Source organism: Haloarcula halobia (assembly GCF_029338255.1).
Classification (GTDB): domain Archaea; phylum Halobacteriota; class Halobacteria; order Halobacteriales; family Haloarculaceae; genus Haloarcula; species Haloarcula halobia.
In genome coordinates, this window is sequence record NZ_CP119788.1 from 1 (window position 1) to 19,916 (window position 19,916).

The 19,916-nt window shown below is 56.4% G+C and carries 16 protein-coding genes and 6 pseudogenes; 13 read left to right on the forward strand and 9 right to left on the reverse strand.

From position 1 onward, the window contains the following. Positions 1-246: 246 nt before the first annotated feature. Positions 247-660 (reverse strand): ribbon-helix-helix domain-containing protein, encoded by a 414-nt coding sequence (locus P1K88_RS17650; RefSeq protein ID WP_276414225.1) that lies wholly within the window; start codon positions 658-660, stop codon positions 247-249. Positions 661-875: 215 nt separating this feature from the next. Here P1K88_RS17650 and P1K88_RS17655 point away from each other — a divergent pair, with 215 nt between their 5' ends. Next, positions 876-1,517 carry a 3'-5' exonuclease family protein gene (locus P1K88_RS17655; protein ID WP_276414226.1) on the forward strand — a complete coding sequence of 214 codons (642 nt, stop codon included), beginning with the start codon at positions 876-878 and terminating at the stop codon, positions 1,515-1,517. A gap of 233 nt (positions 1,518-1,750) precedes the next feature. Here the strand turns inward: P1K88_RS17655 and P1K88_RS18525 are convergent, their stop codons facing one another. Beyond that, on the reverse strand, positions 1,751-1,975 hold the full coding sequence (locus P1K88_RS18525; RefSeq protein ID WP_276414183.1) for a helix-turn-helix domain-containing protein: 225 nt from the start codon (positions 1,973-1,975) through the stop codon (positions 1,751-1,753). A 299-nt stretch (positions 1,976-2,274) separates the two neighbouring features. Between P1K88_RS18525 and P1K88_RS18605 the strand changes: the two genes are divergently transcribed. From P1K88_RS18605 to P1K88_RS17700, 9 genes and pseudogenes are all read left to right on the forward strand, one after another. Further along, entirely contained in the window at positions 2,275-2,766 is a 492-nt protein-coding gene (locus P1K88_RS18605; protein ID WP_473092257.1) for a DUF8112 family protein, read from the forward strand. Next, positions 2,714-3,679 (forward strand): annotated as a pseudogene (locus P1K88_RS17665) (hypothetical protein). The gene P1K88_RS18605 and the pseudogene P1K88_RS17665 overlap by 53 nt, the downstream one beginning before the upstream one ends. Continuing rightward, a complete protein-coding gene (locus tag P1K88_RS17670) occupies positions 3,676-4,485 on the forward strand; it encodes a DUF8168 family protein (RefSeq protein ID WP_276414186.1) in 810 nt (269 codons plus the stop codon). The pseudogene P1K88_RS17665 and the gene P1K88_RS17670 overlap by 4 nt, the downstream one beginning before the upstream one ends. Positions 4,486-5,002: 517 nt before the next feature. Then, complete coding sequence (locus tag P1K88_RS18330; RefSeq protein WP_336407614.1) at positions 5,003-5,287, forward strand: hypothetical protein; 285 nt, start codon at positions 5,003-5,005, stop codon at positions 5,285-5,287. A gap of 268 nt (positions 5,288-5,555) precedes the next feature. Further along, entirely contained in the window at positions 5,556-5,681 is a 126-nt protein-coding gene (locus P1K88_RS17680; RefSeq protein ID WP_276414260.1) for a hypothetical protein, read from the forward strand. Positions 5,682-5,855: 174 nt separating this feature from the next. Beyond that, the gene (locus tag P1K88_RS17685; protein WP_276414227.1) at positions 5,856-6,203 is read left to right on the forward strand and encodes an HNH endonuclease; all 348 of its coding nucleotides are present in this window, start codon (positions 5,856-5,858) and stop codon (positions 6,201-6,203) included. A 269-nt stretch (positions 6,204-6,472) separates the two neighbouring features. Continuing rightward, entirely contained in the window at positions 6,473-6,628 is a 156-nt protein-coding gene (locus P1K88_RS17690) for a hypothetical protein (RefSeq protein WP_276414228.1), read from the forward strand. A gap of 680 nt (positions 6,629-7,308) precedes the next feature. Then, a complete protein-coding gene (locus P1K88_RS17695; protein ID WP_276414229.1) occupies positions 7,309-8,070 on the forward strand; it encodes a hypothetical protein in 762 nt (253 codons plus the stop codon). A gap of 121 nt (positions 8,071-8,191) precedes the next feature. Next, the gene (locus P1K88_RS17700; protein ID WP_276414230.1) at positions 8,192-9,001 is read left to right on the forward strand and encodes a transposase; all 810 of its coding nucleotides are present in this window, start codon (positions 8,192-8,194) and stop codon (positions 8,999-9,001) included. Between the two features lie 1,357 nt (positions 9,002-10,358). On the opposite strand, the pseudogene P1K88_RS17705 reads toward P1K88_RS17700, so the two are convergent. Next, positions 10,359-11,613: pseudogene (locus P1K88_RS17705) on the reverse strand (Cdc6/Cdc18 family protein). An 810-nt stretch (positions 11,614-12,423) separates the two neighbouring features. On the opposite strand from P1K88_RS17705, the gene P1K88_RS17710 reads away from it, so the two are divergent. Beyond that, on the forward strand, positions 12,424-12,762 hold the full coding sequence (locus tag P1K88_RS17710; protein ID WP_276414191.1) for a DUF6788 family protein: 339 nt from the start codon (positions 12,424-12,426) through the stop codon (positions 12,760-12,762). Positions 12,763-12,847: 85 nt separating this feature from the next. On the opposite strand, the gene P1K88_RS17715 is transcribed toward P1K88_RS17710, so the two are convergent. The 4 genes and pseudogenes from P1K88_RS17715 to P1K88_RS17730 all read right to left on the reverse strand — a co-directional run bounded on the left by P1K88_RS17715 (position 12,848) and on the right by P1K88_RS17730 (position 14,664). Beyond that, the gene (locus tag P1K88_RS17715; protein WP_276414192.1) at positions 12,848-13,300 is read right to left on the reverse strand and encodes a toxin-antitoxin system TumE family protein; all 453 of its coding nucleotides are present in this window, start codon (positions 13,298-13,300) and stop codon (positions 12,848-12,850) included. After that, on the reverse strand, positions 13,297-13,809 hold the full coding sequence (locus P1K88_RS17720) for a winged helix-turn-helix domain-containing protein (protein ID WP_276414231.1): 513 nt from the start codon (positions 13,807-13,809) through the stop codon (positions 13,297-13,299). The genes P1K88_RS17715 and P1K88_RS17720 overlap by 4 nt, the downstream gene beginning before the upstream one ends. Positions 13,810-13,888: 79 nt before the next feature. Further along, positions 13,889-14,044 (reverse strand): annotated as a pseudogene (locus P1K88_RS17725) (transcription initiation factor IIB family protein); the annotation flags it as partial. Positions 14,045-14,362: 318 nt separating this feature from the next. Then, positions 14,363-14,664: pseudogene (locus P1K88_RS17730) on the reverse strand (hypothetical protein). A 96-nt stretch (positions 14,665-14,760) separates the two neighbouring features. On the opposite strand from P1K88_RS17730, the pseudogene P1K88_RS17735 reads away from it, so the two are divergent. Both P1K88_RS17735 and P1K88_RS17740 read left to right on the forward strand, forming a co-directional pair. Further along, positions 14,761-15,685 (forward strand): annotated as a pseudogene (locus P1K88_RS17735) (winged helix-turn-helix domain-containing protein). Next, on the forward strand, positions 15,682-16,494 hold the full coding sequence (locus P1K88_RS17740; RefSeq protein WP_276414196.1) for a DUF6036 family nucleotidyltransferase: 813 nt from the start codon (positions 15,682-15,684) through the stop codon (positions 16,492-16,494). Before P1K88_RS17735 ends, P1K88_RS17740 begins: the two are co-directional and overlap by 4 nt. Here the strand turns inward: P1K88_RS17740 and P1K88_RS17745 are convergent. Together P1K88_RS17745 and P1K88_RS17750 are read right to left on the reverse strand one after the other, a co-directional pair. Further along, entirely contained in the window at positions 16,480-17,724 is a 1,245-nt protein-coding gene (locus P1K88_RS17745) for a phage integrase SAM-like domain-containing protein (RefSeq protein WP_276414197.1), read from the reverse strand. The genes P1K88_RS17740 and P1K88_RS17745 overlap by 15 nt on opposite strands. Positions 17,725-18,214: 490 nt before the next feature. Further along, positions 18,215-19,863, reverse strand: a pseudogene (locus P1K88_RS17750) (transposase). Positions 19,864-19,916: the final 53 nt, after the last annotated feature.

Below are 19,916 nucleotides of genomic sequence, written 5' to 3' on the forward strand. Positions count from 1 at the left end.
CCGGAAAATCGTCGAGATTCCAACAGAGGATTTCGGCAATCTATAGCGACAAGATACGCTTCCGCCGAAAATCAATTGGACTGGATGGCCTGTAGCGTTTCTTTATCCCCGGAGTATCTCCACTTCCCGTACCCTGCTTTCTCGATTCCGGGTGTCGCTTCATCGACATTGCGGCTGAGACTCTGCCACATCGAATGAGCGTCGCTATAGTGCTCGTTATGGGATTTATAGACTGCATCTTGGACTTCACTGGTTGACAGCTCCATCGGCATTACGGAGAACCCGAAGTGTCTCAACCATAGCCTCTTTACCGTGTTCCGTCTCCGGTGGACGGTCAGATAGCCATTCTCGGAACGCCTCGATAACATCCTCATTATGATCACTGTCGCCATCATTGGAGCCCTCCGTTTCGACCGCCGGGATCTTGCCCGTGCCCTCGGTGGCGGCCTCATTACGTTCTCTCTCGAGAGCGTCGACACGATTCTCGAGGTCATCAATTCGATCCACAAGTTCACTTCTCTGCAGCATCGTTGTGTCACCGCTTTTTGCGGCCTCGACTGCGTCGCGGATTACCTTCGATTTTGAGACGCCCCGTTCCTCAGATTGTAATTCCACCCATTCACCGAGTTCTTCGTCGAGAGAGATGGTAAATCGATTCACCGGAGTTCACCATATTTGCACAACCTTCCAGGGAACTTAAAATCACACTCAGACAGTCGTCACACTGATATTCGCCAGACTTGCGACACCAATATTCACCAATTTGGTGCATTTTATGTAATTTAGGAAGGCCACACTTCATGAAAAACGAAGCCTAAGACACTTTCACTCCGGTTGGCTGGAGTTTAACACTCCAACCCACATACTGATTCAGTATGGGCCAACTCGACCCAGTTGCATTCGATATCGAGACATCGGGGCTTACCGAGGATGCCGTCATCACCGTCACCGGCTTCGCACACGACCTTGGGGAGTGGCTAGTTCAACACCAACGGTCGCAATGCCGACCAGAAAAACCTCGTTCGGGATTTAGATGTCCACTCGGACGGTGCCGTACAGTTGTCGCTCGCGAACTCCGAAAAGAGCTCGAGGACGTCGCTTCCTTCGTCGACGAGAGACTGAATGGAGACAGACACTACGTTACGGCATTCAACGGCGAGACCTGGCGTGGTGGATTCGATCTCCCGTTCTGTCGTACGAGATACCACCGGCACGACCTGGACTGGCCTTTCGGAGATATCGCATACGCTGACATGATGCAGATCGTCGACCGATTCGATACTGGCGATAACTCCGACCTGGTCGGGGTCTACAACTCCCTCATCGGTAACGAAACATGCGACCCATTCGACGATAGTGCGATGGCCGTCGATGCGTTCGATAACGGCGACTGGGGACCTCTCCTCGCGCACAATCTCGCCGATATTCAGCGAACTCGTGAACTTGCCCTGCTGGCCGGTCGCTTCGTCGCTCGCTCTGATTTTCGAATGAAGAATCTCGAACCGCCGAGACGGTAATCAAGATGCTGAGACCGTTCTACAACGATTGGAGAGGCCTCCTGGGTGCCCAGGCACTAGATCCGAGTATTTTGGGTACTGGATTGGAGTACGTTAGTCGTTCAAATGCGGACAGTCAAGAACTCCACCGAGCGTACTGATGGATCCGTCTCCAATGGCTCGACACAGGAAATGGGTCACGGTCAATCTGCTGCTGGCTTTACTCATTCCTGTCTTTGTCGATATCCAGATTGTTATGATCTGGTCCACAAGAGAGTGTTCCCGACTTTTCGGGACGAAAGCATTCCTTCTTCTTCCAGTTTTTGTAGCCGCTTATACGCAGTGTCGTGGGCACAACCAACCTGAGTTGCAATCTCTCCCGTGCCAGCCATCCCACCTTGGTTAGCGATAGCATCGAGGAAGTCCTCGGTAGAGTACTCACCGGTGTACCGGCCAGTCTCTTCGTCACGGTGGGGCATTACTCAGAATTTCAGTTCCGTTCTGATTAGTCCTAACGGTATTCCGGCATCCCATTATGAGTTCTCCGAAAGGCTTTTACTATTATGAGTCCTCATAATGGATATGGAGCCCAGCCCTTGGGGCGTAGTGTACTAAAGCGCCTGGTGCGCAGAGACACCGGGCTGGGTTTCCCACAGGACGTGGAAGAACCCATGACAGACTCTACACCATCGATTCAAGAAGTTTCCGCCAGAGAGTTAATTGAAGATACATATAAATTGCAAAAATCCCATTCGGGGAAGGGGGCGCGACGTGCCAAGTGTTCGATGACTCGCTGCACGACGGCGACGCGGTCCTCGCGTACGTGTTCCGACCAGCAGGGATCACGAAGTACAAAATCGGCCACGTGACCTGCGGTGAGGCCCAGCACAAGCCGCCCGAGGAATACACGTTGGGTGTTCGCGAGCTACTCGCCGACGGGCGATTGGGCTGGTACTCTGACGGCGCGACACAGTCGTCGTGGCCAGTGCTACTCGCGCCAGACGTGCGAGTTATGAGCCCACCCGCGACGAAGACACTCTACAAGCCCTCGCCCGATCAGCGAACGAAAACTCAGAATACAACAGACCACACCAAGACGGACCCCGACAATACTGCGAACCAACCGAGAACCATCGCCGCAGGCGAAGCACGCCGGCGAACCACGACGACGAGACCCGAGCCGATAGCCCGGGCCGCTACTGGAGTGATCGGCCCCGATGAGCCAGAACACCCCAGAACTGAAGACGGCCCACCTCGACGTCGACATTGATCTCCCGAAGCCAATCACGGACCTCCAACTCCCCGACATCTACATCGGCTTCGAGATCGACCTGCTTGCGACCGGCGACGGCATCGTCACGGACCGGCATCACGCCTCCGCCGAACGCTACGAACCCGACGATTCGATGAACCAGATCGGGGGCAGATCTCGTCGTTCGCTCTGAGTGGCTGGGCCCGCCACGGCTCTGAAGCGGTCCTCCAACACGCGGGCACGACGGCCTGCCACCCGGGCGAACCGAACGCGGACTACCGTCGCGCGGCCGTCTACGAGCGTGACCTGGACGACGGCTACCACGAGAAGGGAACATGCACGGACGCCCACGAGATGGGCTGTGTCGTCTACGACCTGTTCGGTGGCTTCGGCTCGCAACCGGGCAAACTCCTCCGGCGCCCGATTTCGTTTTCCCCGATCCGCAGACAGGTGGACGTCCTCGAGGGCGAAGCCGAAGCCCACTACCGCCAGGTGTCGACCCAGGTCCGGTCCCGGAACGACACCGACGGTGGCCAGCCACTCCGCCAGGCCGACCGCGACGTGCTGGGCAACGTCGAAGGGACGTGGAAACTCACCCTTCGCGGCTCAAACCCGAGTTCGTCGGCCTCATCCTCGAAGCAATCAGCTCCTCGACGCCCACAGCGACGAGTTCGCGTTCCAACTCGGCGGCGCGCGTAACTTCGGCGCCGGCATCGCCGATGCGTGGGTCATCAACCCGCTGTACACCGACCGGGAGATCCGCCGCGTCTTCGACCGGGCCAAGGACTCGACCAAGGCGATGACCGAGAAAGACGAGCAGTGGACCGAAGCGTACCGTGACCAGTTCGTCGGGGCGCTCCACGCACGGCTGGCGGCCCGCGATCCCGCCGCCGAACCCACCGCCGTTCCCACAGGAGGTGAGATGGAATGAGCGAGCCCACCACGCCCCACGCGGAGCCGGCCACGGATTGCGACACCGACACCGACGCGGAGCCGATGCTCGCGGTCTACCGGCACGACGTCCACAAACTCATGATGCGCTCGCACACGGCCGCTCGTGACCGTGTCGCGGGCGTCCGCGTCAACGAACAGGTGCCACTGGGGGCCGACCGTGACGCAGCGTTGCTGAGCCGCCCGCGGGGCGAGCCCGAACAGACGGTGGCGAACCACGAGTCACCGTTCCGCCTCTCGCTGCTGACCGGCGACACAGCGGTCAACCCTGATCAGACGGACGGCGACATCGAACGCGCAGTCCGAGAGTTGGTTCAGATCGAGGACCCGACCGAGATGCACGACGCCTGGCTCACCGCGTCGCTGCCCGCCCAGTTCACCGAGTCGGTGTACTACCCTTATACGTCGATCAAGTACCACACGCTCCTCGCGGCCGCACTCCTCTCGAACTACCGTGCGGGCGCTAGCTTTGAGGACCTCTGTCTGGTCGTCGACGATGCCCACGACGATCCGGTCTCACACCGGACGATTCTCCACACTGACTACGCGTCGCTTCGTCTGACGGCCAGCCCCGGCAATTCACCGGCCGCTTCATTGGGCCCAGCCCCGGCCCGGTCGTGGGCGGACGTCTGGAGCCGGCTGCCCGACCACCCGTTCCTGGCAGATACCAGTCGCCGCTCGCGCAACCTTGATGCGCAACTTCGGCGCATCCGGTCGTGGTCGACGGCGCTACAGTTCATCGAAGACTTCGAACTACACGCCCAGCGAAAGGCAGGGGGGCTCTGATTATGGCTGCGCTCCGTACCCACCCTCGCACGCTCGATAGCCAGCGCCGAAATTCAGTGAGTTGGAGGCCAGCCCGCCGCAATGGTGAGTGGAAACAAGGGGGTGTCACACAGTGACACGCATTCAGGAAGTCCTCCTGAAACTGGAGACGAGCCATGGGCACCCCCTACTACATCTCGGGCAACGCCCTCTATAGCGCGCTCGCCCGACGCCTCTCGGAAGAAACCAAACGCCACCTGCAGGTGAGTGCCGGCATGTTCGTGCCGGGCGAACACGGCGGCTTTCCAGATGCCCATTCCCAGTCGGGTGGCGTCTCCTTCTTCGGGACGGGCCTGCGCCCGGTCGAGCGCTACGACGACCTGTTCGTCTTCCGGGATATGGCCCAGCGCTGGCTCTCGGACACACGCCCGCGTGACGCGCACAATACACACCCACTTCAGGAGTTCAGCACGACCGCTGGCTACGCCCCCACGCGAAGCTCGGCCGGCCACCCGAGAAACGCATCACGAAGCGCACGGTGTCGTGGTACGTCCACTGCTACGTCCATCTTGACGAACCCACTGGCCAGACGACGTTCCCGTTCCCCGCGTGCATGTTCGATGGCCTGCGTCTCGGTGGCGCGCGAAACTATGGCTTCGGGCTGATGGAGTGTGTCGAGACGCGCTGTGTCGACCTCTCGGACCTGGCGTACGACCGGCTCGAAACCGCCGATGCCTACCAGCTGGAACTGCTGACGCCGTACGTCACAGCGAGCGAGTATCCTGACGCCGACGACCAGTCGATCCTGGTGGTGGGACGGTGAGGGCGACCTTCGGACGCGGTCGAGTACGCTCGCCCGCGGTGACGACATCTATCCGCTGGAGACGGTCGACCACGGACAGGTCGTCGGGTACGCCGGATCGGACCCCATCCAGACGGCCAAAAACGGCCTCTTGCGCGTCGGGACCCACTCGCAACTGGGCTTCGGTGAGTTTCGGCTTCGGCCGGCCGAGGACGACCGCGTCCCCGACCGACAGCGAACCAGGCGGCGGAGCCGACTTCCAAGCCACATGCTGCGCCGGAGGCCACCGATGAGCGATCCGCTGGAACTCGTTGCCGACGTCATCCGGACCGCCCAGCTTGGCGAGATCGCCCAGCCCTACTGCAGTAAGTCCGACTTCAATTTGAAATCACTGACACCTGCACGCGATGGCTAACTCGATCAGTGCCACGGCTACTGTGACTCTTGAAGCGATCCCCCAGTCCCAGACACCGATCGGATCGTGGCCGAACCAAGATACTGCCAAACACGACAATATGCGACCGAACGCACCCATCGAAATCGACGTATCGTACGCACCACCCACCAACGAGCAGGGTGGTGAGAACCCATGACGGACCACCGCGGCTCCGACGAACCAGTCGATCAGGAGACCCGCGACCAGGCGCTCTCCCGGGATGACTGGCGCCAATTCTGTGGCGTAGTGGGGCCGACGCGTGGCGGCTATGCCCGCCTCGAGATCCACCACAAAGAGCGCAATCCCGACCACATGGAGGAACACGACCTGAAGAATCTGGTGACGCTGTGCCGGCACTGCCACGGCTGGTTCCACCGGAAGCCCACGGCCGACGATGTCGAGACCGAGCCCTGCCTGCCGACCGGCCAGAACTGCTCCCGCAGGATTTCGAGATCCTGGGCTATCTCGAACAGGATGGCCCCGCCTCGACCAGCGAGATAGCAGAGGCTGTCAGTATCGAGCAGTCCGAGATGACTATCCGCGAGCGGTTGTCGGTGCTTGGGCCCAGATAGTCTCGTCGACGAACGCGAGACCCAGATCGTCGACAAGGATGTCGACACTGGCGAGTGGGGCTGCCCGACGATATCGATGTCTCGGCACGCGGCCGCGTCCCGGAGAACACGCGGACGCTACTGAAGCGTGCCGAAGACGAGCGATCCGGCTGGCGATCGCTGCCGGGTACAACCGGCCGACGGTAGCCGACGTCTACGATGTCGGCTACCGGACGACCGCGCAAGGAACGCCGTGCGCATGCCTTCCAGCTGCCGCTGACGAAGCTGTATAGGCAGGCAGACGGCGAGCAGACGGAGGTCACGGCGGACGCTGCCGACCGCGAGTCAGAGCACCGACTCCACCTCGGTAAGTAACGGCCTGCCTTCCCCCATCTGCTGACAGTGGGGGGCAGTGGCTGACAGAAGCGGTGCAGACGGTCGGCGCGTATGCGAATCGAGTATCTGGGGTCCGATTGCCAGCTGCCGGAGAAGTGGGGACGGCAATGGGACGGAGCTGTCTGTGACACGGATTTACGCTCAGAATCCAAGGGTGGAGCAGCCACACTCCCTCACGGCCGCCTCTCGTGGGCACAGCGTCACTGAGCGACGTACGCCGTGCGCATCGATTACTGCGACAACGTTGATCGCTTCAAGCCGTCTCAGACGCTGCTGGCCGTCGACTGCAGACCCATCGAGTGCTACTTGTCGGAAAACCACCGACGTCAGGTAAAAAGCACGAACAGGTATTCATTTTTTGTACCATTATACAGTAAGAAAAATCCCACATTGGTTACCAAATTAGCATAATTTATTTACATATGGATGAGAATACACGGTTATGGTCCATCAGTTCGATGACGACGTCGATGATGATGATGAATCGGTCCGTGGCCCAGTCAATTCATCAGGAGATCATGCTGATAGCTTAGCTCCCAGCGACGCGAACCATAATACCGATGAGACGTCATTTGATAAACTGTACCGGAACCAAGATAGCGGGGAGAAGTCAGCTCATGACAAATACCGAAGTGACTCCAACTGACAGCCAGTAGTGTATGAGTGATGACTCTGAGGAAGTCCCGCTATTTGAGCACCCTGTCGACGATGTGGCAGAGCTGGAACATGAACGCGCTATTGCACTCTCGTTTCGAGAGAAGAATCTGACTGAGAAGTCATTAGGTGAAAAAACGAAATCGACGGAATCGGCAGAACTCGTCGACGAGTTTGTTGACTACGTGTTTGACAAAGTAGAGCACCCTGGACTGGACGCAGAATATGTGACGTACAAAGAGTTCGACCTCGATCGGAAGTACGTAAACGCGTTGGTGTTGCGGAATGCACACGGTATTACGTTCGAAGATTTGCGCGAATATTTATATAACAATCCAACGGTCGCCGAACGGATCGGCTTTGACACCGATGAGAGTTTTCCGACTGCGAATACGATAAATCAGAAGGCCATCGGTTGGAAATCAGCAACTCCTGGATCCCCAACCGAGACGTACCGGGATCTCCTTGAGGACGTCGCCAAGCGTCTTGTCTGGGGTGCAGTTCGATTCGGAGTTGTACTCCCAGAACGGACGATCGATAACTACGATATCAAACTCTCTTACGACGAGGCGCTCGCACAGGTGACGCGTGAGACTGAGCGCACTGGATTGCACACTACCATACGATATCTGCTCGATAGGACGGGATCCCATTTCGCATTCAACCGAGCATCGAATGCATCCCAGGATTTCGAGAGATATATCGCTCTTTTCGCTCGGGCTGTTGACGGCGACGAGGGGCTCAGTGAAGCATGGCTATCCGAGTAATGTCGATTTAGACGGCCCGACTAATTATTATCAAAACGTCGGGAAATATCCCGAACAAGAAGACCGATTTCAGAATGACTTACAATCGATCGGGGGTCAATTCGATAAGGCACTGTTTGACATGCTAAAACTAGTCGGAGAGCTTGACATTTTCGACGACGGCGTTACTGTCGCCCAAGATCCAACCCTTGTGAAGAGTGCCCTCGCGGACTCTGATTTAACGATCGGTTCCGGCAATACACAAGTGTGGTATTTTCCGATCTCTGCGGGTGTTGAGAATCAGTTCCGTTTGGTCTGGAACATCGATCTGTTCGATTCGAAAGACCAAACGCATGATAAATTCAAAGACAGATTAGAGATTATAGACAAAATCATTGGTGTGAAGAATCTCTGCCTCGATGGCGAATACGATTCGGAACGAGTTATAGAGGCATGCGAGGATATTGTTTCCGAAAACTGGCTAATCGGGACAGGGTATAACCCTGAACGCGAAGATTTTCCCTCAGAAGAAGAGCTGCCAAATCCAGGGGATTCAACGATCTGGGGTGGGGTAAGTGTCGGAGATAAAGACGTCAATTTGGTAGCAGTACACCGATACGGCGAGGACTCGCAAGTGCAATTGTTTTTCACGAATATCGAGGAAGACGGTATGGATACAGATGAGATTTTGGCGCTCCATAATCGGAGACAGGCAATTGAGACAACGATACAAGAAGTGAAGGAACTCAGACCGGAGATAGGAGTTGAGGATCGAGATCACCAGTTCTTTTCGATGTGTATGGCTACGTATTTGTACAATATATACATGCTGACAAAGATACTCTATACCCCAAAGTATCAATTAGGGTTGACTCCGAATAAGTCGGAGATCTTGACGGGTGTGATAGAGGTCTGTGCTGGCGACTACCCGAAGTACAACGATGGAGTGTAAACCACGTAATGCCGAGTACAGATTCACGATGGACAGGACAAGTTTCCGTTGCACATCTCGCCCGCTTCAGTGAATACGGCTACTATCCGAGACGTAGTCCATTTTGTTGCGAAACGAGATGAAGTGATTTTAGCCACGCGAAGTGACAATGATAGATGCTGCGTATTTGGCTCCACACCGGTAGTTGACGCGAATGAAACCGGGGACACCACGGATGGAGATGTAGGGAAGAAAATAATGGTCGATGCCAGAGCCCTCGCGGATTATTTCAAGTCCTTTGAGACGGACGTGTGTGAGCTTACAGTTACATCGAGAGCGGACGGGACTGGCGGAACAATAACCATCTCTGACCGATCGCTGACGTTCAACATCTCGTTTTCCGACAGGAGACGGTGGGAGGGGACTTTCCATGAACCTGAGTTTCAGGCTGATTTAGAGGGTACTGCGACGAAACTTGTATCTGGGTTAGATTTGTTGTCGAAAATTGACTCGGGATACTCTGAGCATGTATTGTTGGGTGTGAGTGACCAAGTGATGTGCGCATACGCGTGGAGTGAGTTGACCGAGATGGTATTCGGAGTCCAGCCCTCGGAAGTTCATACTTGCTCAGGTCCATTCCACTCTATCTACCCCCACGATGTCTTGCGGGAAAGTCTCAGCATATTTGAAGCTGACTCATCAATCCGTATGAGACTCACACCTGCGAAAAATCCCAGCAATTGGGCCGTCGGCGGGCAAGCAAAATTTGCGTCTGTAGACACTGAATATGATCTAACACTCTGGTTGAAACCAAAATACAAACCCAATGCTGACAAACCGCCTGCCCTTGGTCAAAAATTGTTATCAACCTTCAGAGATCAAGACCAAATCGCTCAATCAGATCTTACGTGGTTGCCTTGCTGACGGCCATACATGCCAGCCACCAGTTTAGTGATCATCAGTTTCCGAGTACAATGTTATAGCCAAATATAATTGACTTTTTGATATATACAGAATCCAGCCAAACTTATTTCGGCCCATTAGGACTTGTGAGGGATTTTGCAAGCTTAGACCACATGACCCGGAGTTTTCAAAACTCAATATGAGTGGACAGCTCACCAATTTTGCATAGATAGTGTGTTCAAGCGCTCTTGACGTAGTTTAGTTCACTTACAGAATATGGATAAAATTAGCGATTGGGGCCCCTCATTCTTACCAAACATAGAAGGTGAAGAGTAGTCAAAAAGTTTGGTAAGACCCTGATTACACGCACTTTGCTTAGTTTCCAGAGCGCGAGAACGGTCACTACCCTCCACCGTTTCCGGGCTTTTCTGTGACTTAGAAAGGCACCTCTCTTTAGAATCGTAGTAGTCCGCACTCAGTAGTCGGAAATATCTGACTGGAGAAGGTTGTTATCGTCGGCCGTCGACTTGATGATGTTCGCAAGTTCCTCGAAGCGGGTCGTCGAGAGTAGGACTTCCAGCACAGATTTCAGTGGAACGTCAAGCTCGTACTCGTGATACCGACCAGCCGAGAGTCCCTCGTTTCGTTCATAGACGCTAATGAGCCCGAGCATATTCATATCCGAGAGGTGGTCGCGAACACGGCGCTCGCTCACGCTGTCAGCCTCAAGCCGGTCGCAAATCTTCACGTATCGTTCGTATAAATCGCGAGAGCGAACCGGAACATCGTCAAGGGCTTGATGATACGCAAGCGCACAGAGGACAGCGTGTCCCTGTGTCGTGAGTTCCTGCATCCCCTCGTAGAGTTGGTTCTTCTCGAGTTCGTCTTGAGCGTCCCGGACGTGTTCCTCAGTCATGGTGTCAGAATCGGCAGATTGCGCGAGTTCGCCGGCTTCACGAAGCAGCCGGATTGCCTGTCGAGCAGATCCCGTGTCCTGAGCAGCAAATGCTGCACAGAGTGGGACGACATCATCCGTTAAGACACCATCGTGGAACGCCTTCTCGGCGCGGGGGTTGAGAATCGAGCGCAGTTGATTCGCGTCGTACGGTGGAAAGAGGATCTCTTTTTCGGCGAGCGTGTCCTTGACCTTCGGCGAGAGGTTGTCTCGGAACTGAAAATCATTGCTGATGCCAACGATTACTGGGCGTACGTCGTCGACGTAGCCATTCGACCGTGCTCGAGGAAGACCGTAGAGGATGTCGTCAGAGTGGCCGATGTTATCGATCTCGTCGAGGACAATCACGACTGTGCCACCAAGCGCGTCGAGTTCCTCATAGAGGATATCGAAAACCCGCTGCTGAGAGTAGCCAGTGGTGCTGATGCGGTCCTTGTCTTGGCTTTCACGGAGTTCGTTGACGAGAGCAACGGCGACCTGGTATGACGAAGAGATTCTCGCAGCTGACCCAAACGGTCGAGAGATCGACATCATCGTACTCAACAGCGTCGTTCTCGAGATGGGACAACATAAATTTCGTCGCGACGGTCTTCCCCGTTCCTGTCTTACCGTACAGAAAGATGTTGGACGTCGGGCGGTTATCGATAATCGGCTGAAGGGCTCGCTGATATTTTTCGAGTTCCTCGTCCCGTTCACGAATATCCTCGGGTTCATAGGAGTCATCAAGGGGCTCTGCATCAGCGAACACCTGATGGTCTCGTTGGAACATCCCCATGATAGACCGCCACACAGGACGATATGATAAAACCACCGCTTCCTTAGCTTCCGAAGCGTCCTAAGCTCGTGGGTACATAAAGAATACACACACCAGTGGTTCCGAAGCCACAGTTCTTTATAACCCCCTCTCACTCCACTGTTTCCGAAGCTATGCGAAAGACAGCTCATCACGCATTCCGAAAGGGAACTAATATTCACCAAAGAATTAAGACAATAACACCTGAACCATCACCGTACTAGCGCGAAAAATACGTGATAGAAAATAAATATGTCTAGTGAGAAAGGACAAAACCTATCTGAAAAACTGATCTTAGTTGATTGCCGGTGTGTCTTTCACTGATCCCTTTCCTTCTCTCATAGATAGCTTCGGAAATGGTGGAGTGAGGGTTTGTGAAATCTGGTCTCAGGAAAAGCTCCGGAAACAGTGGAGGGTCATACTCACATCCATCCGTCCAGCTCGCGTTCATCGTTTCAGCATCGAACTGGCCTGACTCAATATCGAGATTTCAGTTCGTCTACGCCTTCAGAAGCTTCTGAGCTAGTACTGTCCATGCGTGTCGCTCGTCTCGACCTACCTAGCACAAAGCTCCGGAAGTGGTGGAGGGGGTTCATTATCTCGCACAATAGCTCCGGAAACGGTGGAGGGTTGAATCCCCTTCCATATCCAGCTCTTCCGATGCTACTGATACCCTGCTAATCTCTTGTTTACGTCGTCCTTACCGGGGATTGCTCCGGAAAAGCTGGAGGGTATTGCGTCCAATCTTACCAAACATTTATTCTTTGCCAATCTCTATTGTTTGGTAAGACAATGCCCGGCCAACCACCATCTCCCGATTCGCTTCCCCAGTATCTTGCTGAGGGCGTCCCAAAGCAAGATGACGCAGACCTGCGCGCCCTCCAGGATTGGATCGATGATCTCCTCGAGTACCGCCAGGACGTCGCCACCGAAGATATCGACGCCGGCGAGGGTGAGTCAATCGAAGCTGTCGAGGAATCGAGTGGCGGGACGGTGGTGATCAAGAAGGTCAGTTGTGGCAAGGACAACTGCAAATGTCAATCTGGTGAACTACATGGCCCTTACAAGTATATCGTCCGCCGACAGGGCGACAGCCTCAATTGGGAGTACAAAGGGCCTGTCTCTGAGTAATTAGCGGTGGATTCACACCCGATTGTCGATGTCGCGCGTGAGCAGATGATCGACGTGGCTGACCGCGCTATTCGCTAATGTACCGTTAAGGTGGGTTTGACGCACTATTCAGCCGATCCAGTTCATCATCCTCGTACGCTGCTCGCCACATTGCATGGACGGCACGAGCCACGAGTGAGACCTCGGTTACGTCGATACACGACGGTTCGGCATCCGTCGTCGCAGTCTCGGGCGGAGGGTGGAAGTGAATTTCGGATGAATGTGTGTTTGGGTGGCGATCAAATCGCCAGTTGATGTCAGCGGAATCGACGTAATGAAACGAATACATCCCCAGTTCGCTCCACTGGATATCGAGCCGAGCGCTGTCGGCGTCGCCGAGCCCGTCAGTGAGACTAATCTGCAGTTCCGTGGGGGCGACGACGTCATCGTACGATGTTGTCTCGATTAACGGTTCGAGTTCCAGCCAGAGATCACGAATTCGCTGGAGCGCCGGGAGATAAATCGGCCCGAACTCGCCGGCACGGTCGTTGTCGCTCATACCGCGAACTGTTGGCTGGCTTCGTCGTATGCGAGTGCAGCTTGGGCGACCGCGAGATTCTGTCGCGTCGTTCGCCATGCAGTTAGGTCGTCCCACCCCTCCATCTCGTCGGCGTCGAGTTGCTGGGCGAGTTCTTCAGGTGATACCACGTCGTAGCGGTCCTCGTAGCGCCGGATCTCGGCTTTCATTTCCTTGATGCCGTTGAGCAACTCCGTCCGGCTCGCTTCGTCACGAAGCTCACGGATCCGGGACATCAATATCCGGTCACTGTTTCGCTTGTACAGCGTTGTTCGACCGTCTTGATCCGTCTCCGCGAAGCCCGTGTTCACGAGTGTCTTGCAGTGGCGGCGTGCCGTCGGCTCGCTCACGAGTGCGCGGTCGGCTATCTCGGCTGCTGACTGCCCGTCGTGAGTCTGTTCGACGATTTCGTACACCCGCTCGAACGGCGTGGTCTCCGCTTTCCAGTCCGCTTTGACCTGCTGGTTGACATCGTCCCACGTCTCGGTCATACTGGGTGCTACGCTCTCTGGAAACAAATAGATTTCTTAAGAAAATATTCTTTCCAACAGTGCTTGTGCAGAAGCATTGTCAGGCTACCTGCTCCTCTAATGTGTCTCGGTGCGACCGGATGGTCGTCGCAGTGACGCTCGCCGCCGCAGCGACTTCCGCCTGCGTTAGCCATCGTCCCTCTTCGCGACCCGCTTTGTACAGACAGGCGGCACAAAGCGCTGGAACGCGAAAGCCCGCAAGGGGGCGCAACCGACGGGGATACCCGCTGCCGTCGAGACCAGATTCATTTTAGCCCGGACTGGGCGCTCGCGGTACGGAGAGCGCCCGCACGCCCGGAATGGTCGGTCGCGAGCGACGCGGAGGGCGGAAGCGGCGAGCGGGGCGTGCCGTAACAAAGAACCTGTTCAACCGGGCTCGACGCTTACTGACACAGCCGATATCCTGGTGGATTCAGAAAGGGCGAGGCCGTCTCGGTTGCTCCCCGACTCCGTAAGCACCACAGGCACGAGGAGCGCAGCGTGGGTCGCGGGATGCCGAGCGGCCGAGGGCTTTCTATGCGTCGGCGACCTCGTCGATGAAGTCCTCGTCCAACTGCTGTTTCAACACTCGGAGGTTGGCCGCTTCCTCGGCGCCGACGAGCGCTTTGAGCTGCTCGAAGGTGATCCCATCGTCGTAATAGGCGGCGCCGATCTCTTGGGTGAGTGCGTCGTCGTGAGCGACGTCTTGGAGGTACTCCCGAAGCGCGGTCACGAGCACATCTGTTCGGTCTTCCCCAAGGACTGCGGCCAGTGCGTCGGCCCGATCGATGAGGCGATTGGGGCCCGAAACTGCACGCGTTTCTTATCGCCGCTCATTATGTGTACAATGTGAGCATCACCGGTATCGGGAGTCGACCTTGTGGTGCAAAATACCGAAGTTATTTATATATTACTTCGCTAGTATGCAACAGTATGCTCACAGAAGGCGAGGTTCGCGCCCTCACTGCCCTCCATGGTGAGCAGACGGTCTCTGACCTTGCAACGAATCTCGATCGAAGTCTCAGCTACACCTCCGAACTCGTCAAACGGCTCGAAACAGCTGGCCTCGTCGAGGCCCGCCGACAGGGGAAAACAAATCAGGTACGGCTGTCGGATGCAAGGGCACTCGAGTTACTCACGGACCTTACCCAGCAGTATTCACACATCGACTGGCCAGAACTGTTGTCAGGGTCAGCCCTCCGTGTCTGCTACTACCTCGATACCCCACGGGCTGCGACCGAACTCGCACGCCGCGCCGACGTCCACCGAAGCACTGTCCACCGTACGCTTGCCCCGCTTCAACATCGCGGACTCGTTTACCAAACCGACAACGGGGCGTACGCACTGAACGACGGCTTCGAACAGCTGAGTACATTCGCTCGTGAAGCTGCCCATCATGTCCACCGCCAGACTGTCGAAGAACAGACCGACACGTACAGGATTCTGTGGGAATCTCTCGACGAGTTCCTTGTGCAGACGCCGACCGAGATCACCGACGAGCACTTCATTTCGACAGGCCCAGACCAGTTTCAGCGATACGGCCTCCCACTCTTGACACGTGACCGCAGACACTACCTCTATTCGGAGACGACGACCGAGCTCTCCCCGGAGATGTTGTGCTGCCACATGCTCGTGATCGATTTGGGCGCACGAACGCAGTCATACTGTTTGCTCCTGCTCAGTCACGTCGACATTGACCGCGACGAACTTCGAGCCCAAGCCACCAAGTACAGCGTCGAGGACATCGTCGACGACCTCTGCACGTATCTCGAAACCAGCGGTACCCAGCGGACGTCCCGACTTCCCGAGTGGGAGGACGTTCAGGAGGCTCGCTGATGAGTACGAGGTGACGCTATGAGGGCGCGATTCGACAGCGCATATATTCGCTCAGAACTCGAGCGCATCGGCCAGCAGCTGGACAACCCACTCACCGTCTTTTTGATCGGCGGTGGGTCGATGGCATTTCGCGGACTCAAAGAGACGACCAAAGATATCGACTTCATCGTCACCTCCGGCGACGATTTGAGTCAGCTACAAGCGGTGCTACTTGAGCTGGGATACGATATCGTCCGGGAGCCGGACGAAGAGTACGAAGAGCTCGGTGCCCAGCGAATCCTGGAAAACGATGATGGGTGCCGAATCGACGTCTTCAACAAACAGGTGATCGGCAAACTGATTCTGTCTCCAGGCATCCGTGAGCGAAGCGAGCGATACCTCGACCCAGGAAATCTCGTGGTCGAACTCGTGAGTCCAGAAGACATCTTCCTGTTCAAAGCGGTCGCCGGTCGGGTGGACGACATCGAGGATATGTTCTCGTTGATGCAGACTGGCCTCGAGTTCGATGTCGTCGAAGCGGAACTCGAGACGCAGGTCGATCTCTTGGAGCAAGAGCTGTTCGTAACGTACGTCAACGAAGCGTTGACCGATCTCACCGAACAACACAACGTGACGACGTCGTTGCACGACCCCGTGGCGGAGATTACCGAGCGCGTATACGAGGAGCTCGAAGTGCTGCACGCGCTTGACGAACCGAAGTCGATGGCTGACCTGCAACAGGAGCTTGATTGGTCTGCAGCGGACGTACAGGAGATCCTGACACGACTGGAAGAGAAAGAAGCCGTTGCGGTAACCGATGGGCGCGTCGAACGTCGTTCAACGACGATTTGACCGCGATGCTTGACCGGATACCAGAGAATCGTATTCGTCGAGTGCTTCTGTCGCTACATCACCCAGCTCGCCCGCCTCAATGTGGGAATAGCGCTCGCGAACCATCTCTTCGGAGTTATCGAGATATCGGGCCGCAACCGTGTAGCCGAATGCTCGGACGAGAACTTCGCCCATCCCTCGCCGACCGCCGTGTGGTGCGAGATAGTCGTGTTTTGGATGGTCGATATCGATTTCCGCTGTTCCTGAAAGTCGCTGAAGAATCGTCCGTGCTCCACCGGTCGTGATCGAGGGCGGCTGGATGTCTTCGTCAAGTGCCAGCAGGAGGTCACGAGCGTACTTTTCACGTCGTTCGTCGATTGCCTTCGGGCGTTCCCCTCGGTCGGCTAGCTCCTTCTGTAGGAGTTCTCCGAGTGTTCGCTGGTCGAACGTCGGGAACACCGGCCACCGCTCTGACGGTGGGTCCATCAGTTTGCGGTAGCTCCGTAACGGCGAGATAACTGGGTCAGGAAGAGAGGCGGCGTCCCACTGCTGTTTCTTCCGATAGACGTCCATACTCCCGTCCTCGAGGTTGATGTCTTCCCATCTGATACCACGGCGTCGTGGATCATCTGGATCACGGAGGAGTTCACCCACGCGGACGGCGGTGTACGCGAGGACGAACACGAGTACCCGGTCGCGGGCGGCTTTCAGTGCCGCGTAGCGAGCCCGTTGCTTGTTGAGCGGATCCACGTCGTCGGGGAGGGTCGTGTACGCCTCGATGGCCTCACGTGCCTCCTCGTCGACGTGGCGGGTGAGCGCGTGGCGCTGCTCGGACGTCCAGGCCTGTTGGTCTCCGGGCTTGCGGCCGTCGTCCTCAGGAAGCGGTGCCATCGCGCTTGCTCGCTGTGCGTAGTGGGCCTCCAGATAGCCCTCATTGACACACCAGCCACACCACGCTGAGATGTACGCGTAGTATGTCTGGACCGTGTTCTGTTTGAGTCCCCGATCTCCGGCGAGGTGTCGAGCGTACTCCCGGAAGACACGCTCGTCGAGATCGTCGAAGGTTGGTTCGCGGTCGGCGTCCTCGGGGATGATCCCGGTCCAGTCATCGTCGCCACGGTCGCCGGCGGCCCATTCGGCGAACCGTTCGAGCTCTCGCGCTGCGTTCCGCCGGTAGTTCCCTCCGTCGCCACCGCGACCCTTTCCCTTGTCCTGGAGATAGCGCTCGAACGAGGCGGTGAGTGAACTCAATGGCGTTCGCCCCGTGGGTCTATTCTGGTCCATAGTGTTCTCTCGAAGTAGCCGACGTCGTCATTGACATTCTCCCACCCCTAAAGAGTGAGCTTCCGCTTGCTACCATCTTCGCCTATACAATTTTTCGAGGAGAATCCCGCCGTTTACAGTAGTTGCCGATTCAAATCACAGAGCGCTCGCCGAGATACGACGAGAATGTTGAACTCCGGCTTGAGCTGGTTGTTCGAGCAGTGATGCGGGTAGGCGGTGATGGACGAGACGAGAAATTCATGGCGACCGTCAGTCTCGCCAGTACGGAGGGGCGTGTTGACCCGGGCGCTAGGCAGGTGTTCGGAATGTGCATGAACAACTGATGAGCAGCGGTGAATTTCGGCAACAGGCCACAACAATAATGTCGATCTGTCGTCCGTTCGGTCGAACAGCGAACTGATCCGTCAATTTCGACTGATATTGCGGCGAAAATAGCCAGATTGCGTAGAGATATCTCTCACGAGTCGGCGTTCCGCCCGGCGGAACGCCACGTCACAGGCATCTCCTTGCGCACGATATTCAGGAACGTTCGTGCAGGCACGCGCGGCTTCAACCGCTGTTCAATATCGAGGCTGATCTGTACCAGCAAGTCAACGACTAACCACATATCGTAGAGAATCACCGCAAATCCGAAGTAAAACACCCTCACAGCCGTGTTCCGTGATGTTGTCCACGCCAGGAAATCTTTGATCGACTTGTAGCTGTTCTCAATTCCCCACCTGCGGGCGTACCGCCCTATGATGCGGCGGGTACGCCCGCGTGCTGCTTTCGTACCATCGCTCACCTGGAGATTCGTCACGAACATCACCGTCGTATCTTCCTTCCGAGTTGAGGAACCCCGACCAGGGTCGGGGTGACCGTCACAGATTCGCCTCCACTCGTCTTCTCCATCTCGTGGGATTGCTTGACTGCTACTTCGTGATCCATGGCGGCGACAAACCGATCAACGCGGTTGTCCGATGACTTTCGGATCAAGTAGGAGAGACGCTTCTCTTCAAGCGCGTTGATGACGCCGATGCCGTCAAATTCGGCATCGGCATACACCGTTCCAAGCGAGACATGATCACTCGCTATGTCAAGAAGTTTCTCAACGAGGACGCTCCGAGGGATGTAGCCGCGCAGCGGCCGCATCCCGAGCGTGAATTTCACTTCCTCACCAACGACCGAAATCGTCGCCATCTTGTAACACCACGAGTAGGACTTGCTCGGTGGAGCGCCGGTACTCATCTGGAACTCATCACGGTCACCGTAGTATGCGACGTAGGTGATGTCGATCGCCACGTCGGCGTGGCGATCTATCGAATAGTACTGCTCAGCAGCCCATACCATCTCACCAATCGCACCGTTGACCATCGACGCGATCTCCATCGCGTCGAGTTGCTTGATGTACTGGAGATGCGTATCACCAGCAGGACCACCAGCCTCACGGGTCGTTTCTTCGTCGAACATTTGGCTCCCTTGGTTGGCAGCTGTTCCAGTTAGCCCGAGGTAACTCTGGAGATCGAGGAACGCAGTATCGGCATACTGCGTTCCCTCCTTGGGACGGTCAAGATCGATCGCAGGGAAGACAATCTGACAGAGTGCATCCGTCACGTCCTTGGCTTTCTCGGTGACGTAGCGACGCTCCGTCCGGTTCGAAGAGTTGCTTTTGTCGGTTGGTTCGAGTGCACGCATTCCGAGCGGATTGCCCATGTCGTGGGCAACCGCGAGGATACGCTGTGCGGACTGTGTGATGAACGACTTGAGCCGGTCAGTGAAGCGATCACGCCATGCGCGGCCGAGCGTCGTTCGGCCTGGGGCCATCTTGTCTGGAGCGAACTGGTTGGGGTCGAAGCCGAGCGTGCTGGCACGCTCGGCGTCGGCGAGATACTCGTACAGTTCCGTGGTGGCGAATCCCGCGAGTTCCTTGCAGTAGAACGCCCGTATCATCGGACGATACTCGTATTGAGCGTCCCATTCGTTTGCAGCCGTGCCAGAGATGGGTGTATCGCTGAACGTCAATCCGCAGACAGCGGTCAAGAGATCGGTGTCTTTGTGTATCAATTCGGCAGCTTGGCGTTCGAGCCGCCTGATGGCCGGCTCGAACTCGGATGTCTTCTGTGACATCCTTTCAACACTGGTGAGCCGCTCCGGTTAGCCGCCCGTCTCATGCACAGAAT

Coding starts and splice junctions, on each gene's coding strand:
- P1K88_RS17670 (WP_276414186.1), top strand. CDS start 3,676: ATGAGCGAGCCCACCACGCCCCACGCGGAGCCGGCCACGGATTGCGAC.
- P1K88_RS17710 (WP_276414191.1), top strand. CDS start 12,424: ATGCCCGGCCAACCACCATCTCCCGATTCGCTTCCCCAGTATCTTGCT.
- P1K88_RS17680 (WP_276414260.1), top strand. CDS start 5,556: ATGAGCGATCCGCTGGAACTCGTTGCCGACGTCATCCGGACCGCCCAG.
- P1K88_RS17655 (WP_276414226.1), top strand. CDS start 876: ATGGGCCAACTCGACCCAGTTGCATTCGATATCGAGACATCGGGGCTT.
- P1K88_RS17690 (WP_276414228.1), top strand. CDS start 6,473: ATGTCGGCTACCGGACGACCGCGCAAGGAACGCCGTGCGCATGCCTTC.
- P1K88_RS17740 (WP_276414196.1), top strand. CDS start 15,682: ATGAGGGCGCGATTCGACAGCGCATATATTCGCTCAGAACTCGAGCGC.
- P1K88_RS17720 (WP_276414231.1), bottom strand. CDS start 13,809: ATGACCGAGACGTGGGACGATGTCAACCAGCAGGTCAAAGCGGACTGG.
- P1K88_RS17700 (WP_276414230.1), top strand. CDS start 8,192: ATGCTAAAACTAGTCGGAGAGCTTGACATTTTCGACGACGGCGTTACT.
- P1K88_RS18525 (WP_276414183.1), bottom strand. CDS start 1,975: ATGCCCCACCGTGACGAAGAGACTGGCCGGTACACCGGTGAGTACTCT.
- P1K88_RS17685 (WP_276414227.1), top strand. CDS start 5,856: ATGACGGACCACCGCGGCTCCGACGAACCAGTCGATCAGGAGACCCGC.
- P1K88_RS17695 (WP_276414229.1), top strand. CDS start 7,309: ATGAGTGATGACTCTGAGGAAGTCCCGCTATTTGAGCACCCTGTCGAC.
- P1K88_RS17715 (WP_276414192.1), bottom strand. CDS start 13,300: ATGAGCGACAACGACCGTGCCGGCGAGTTCGGGCCGATTTATCTCCCG.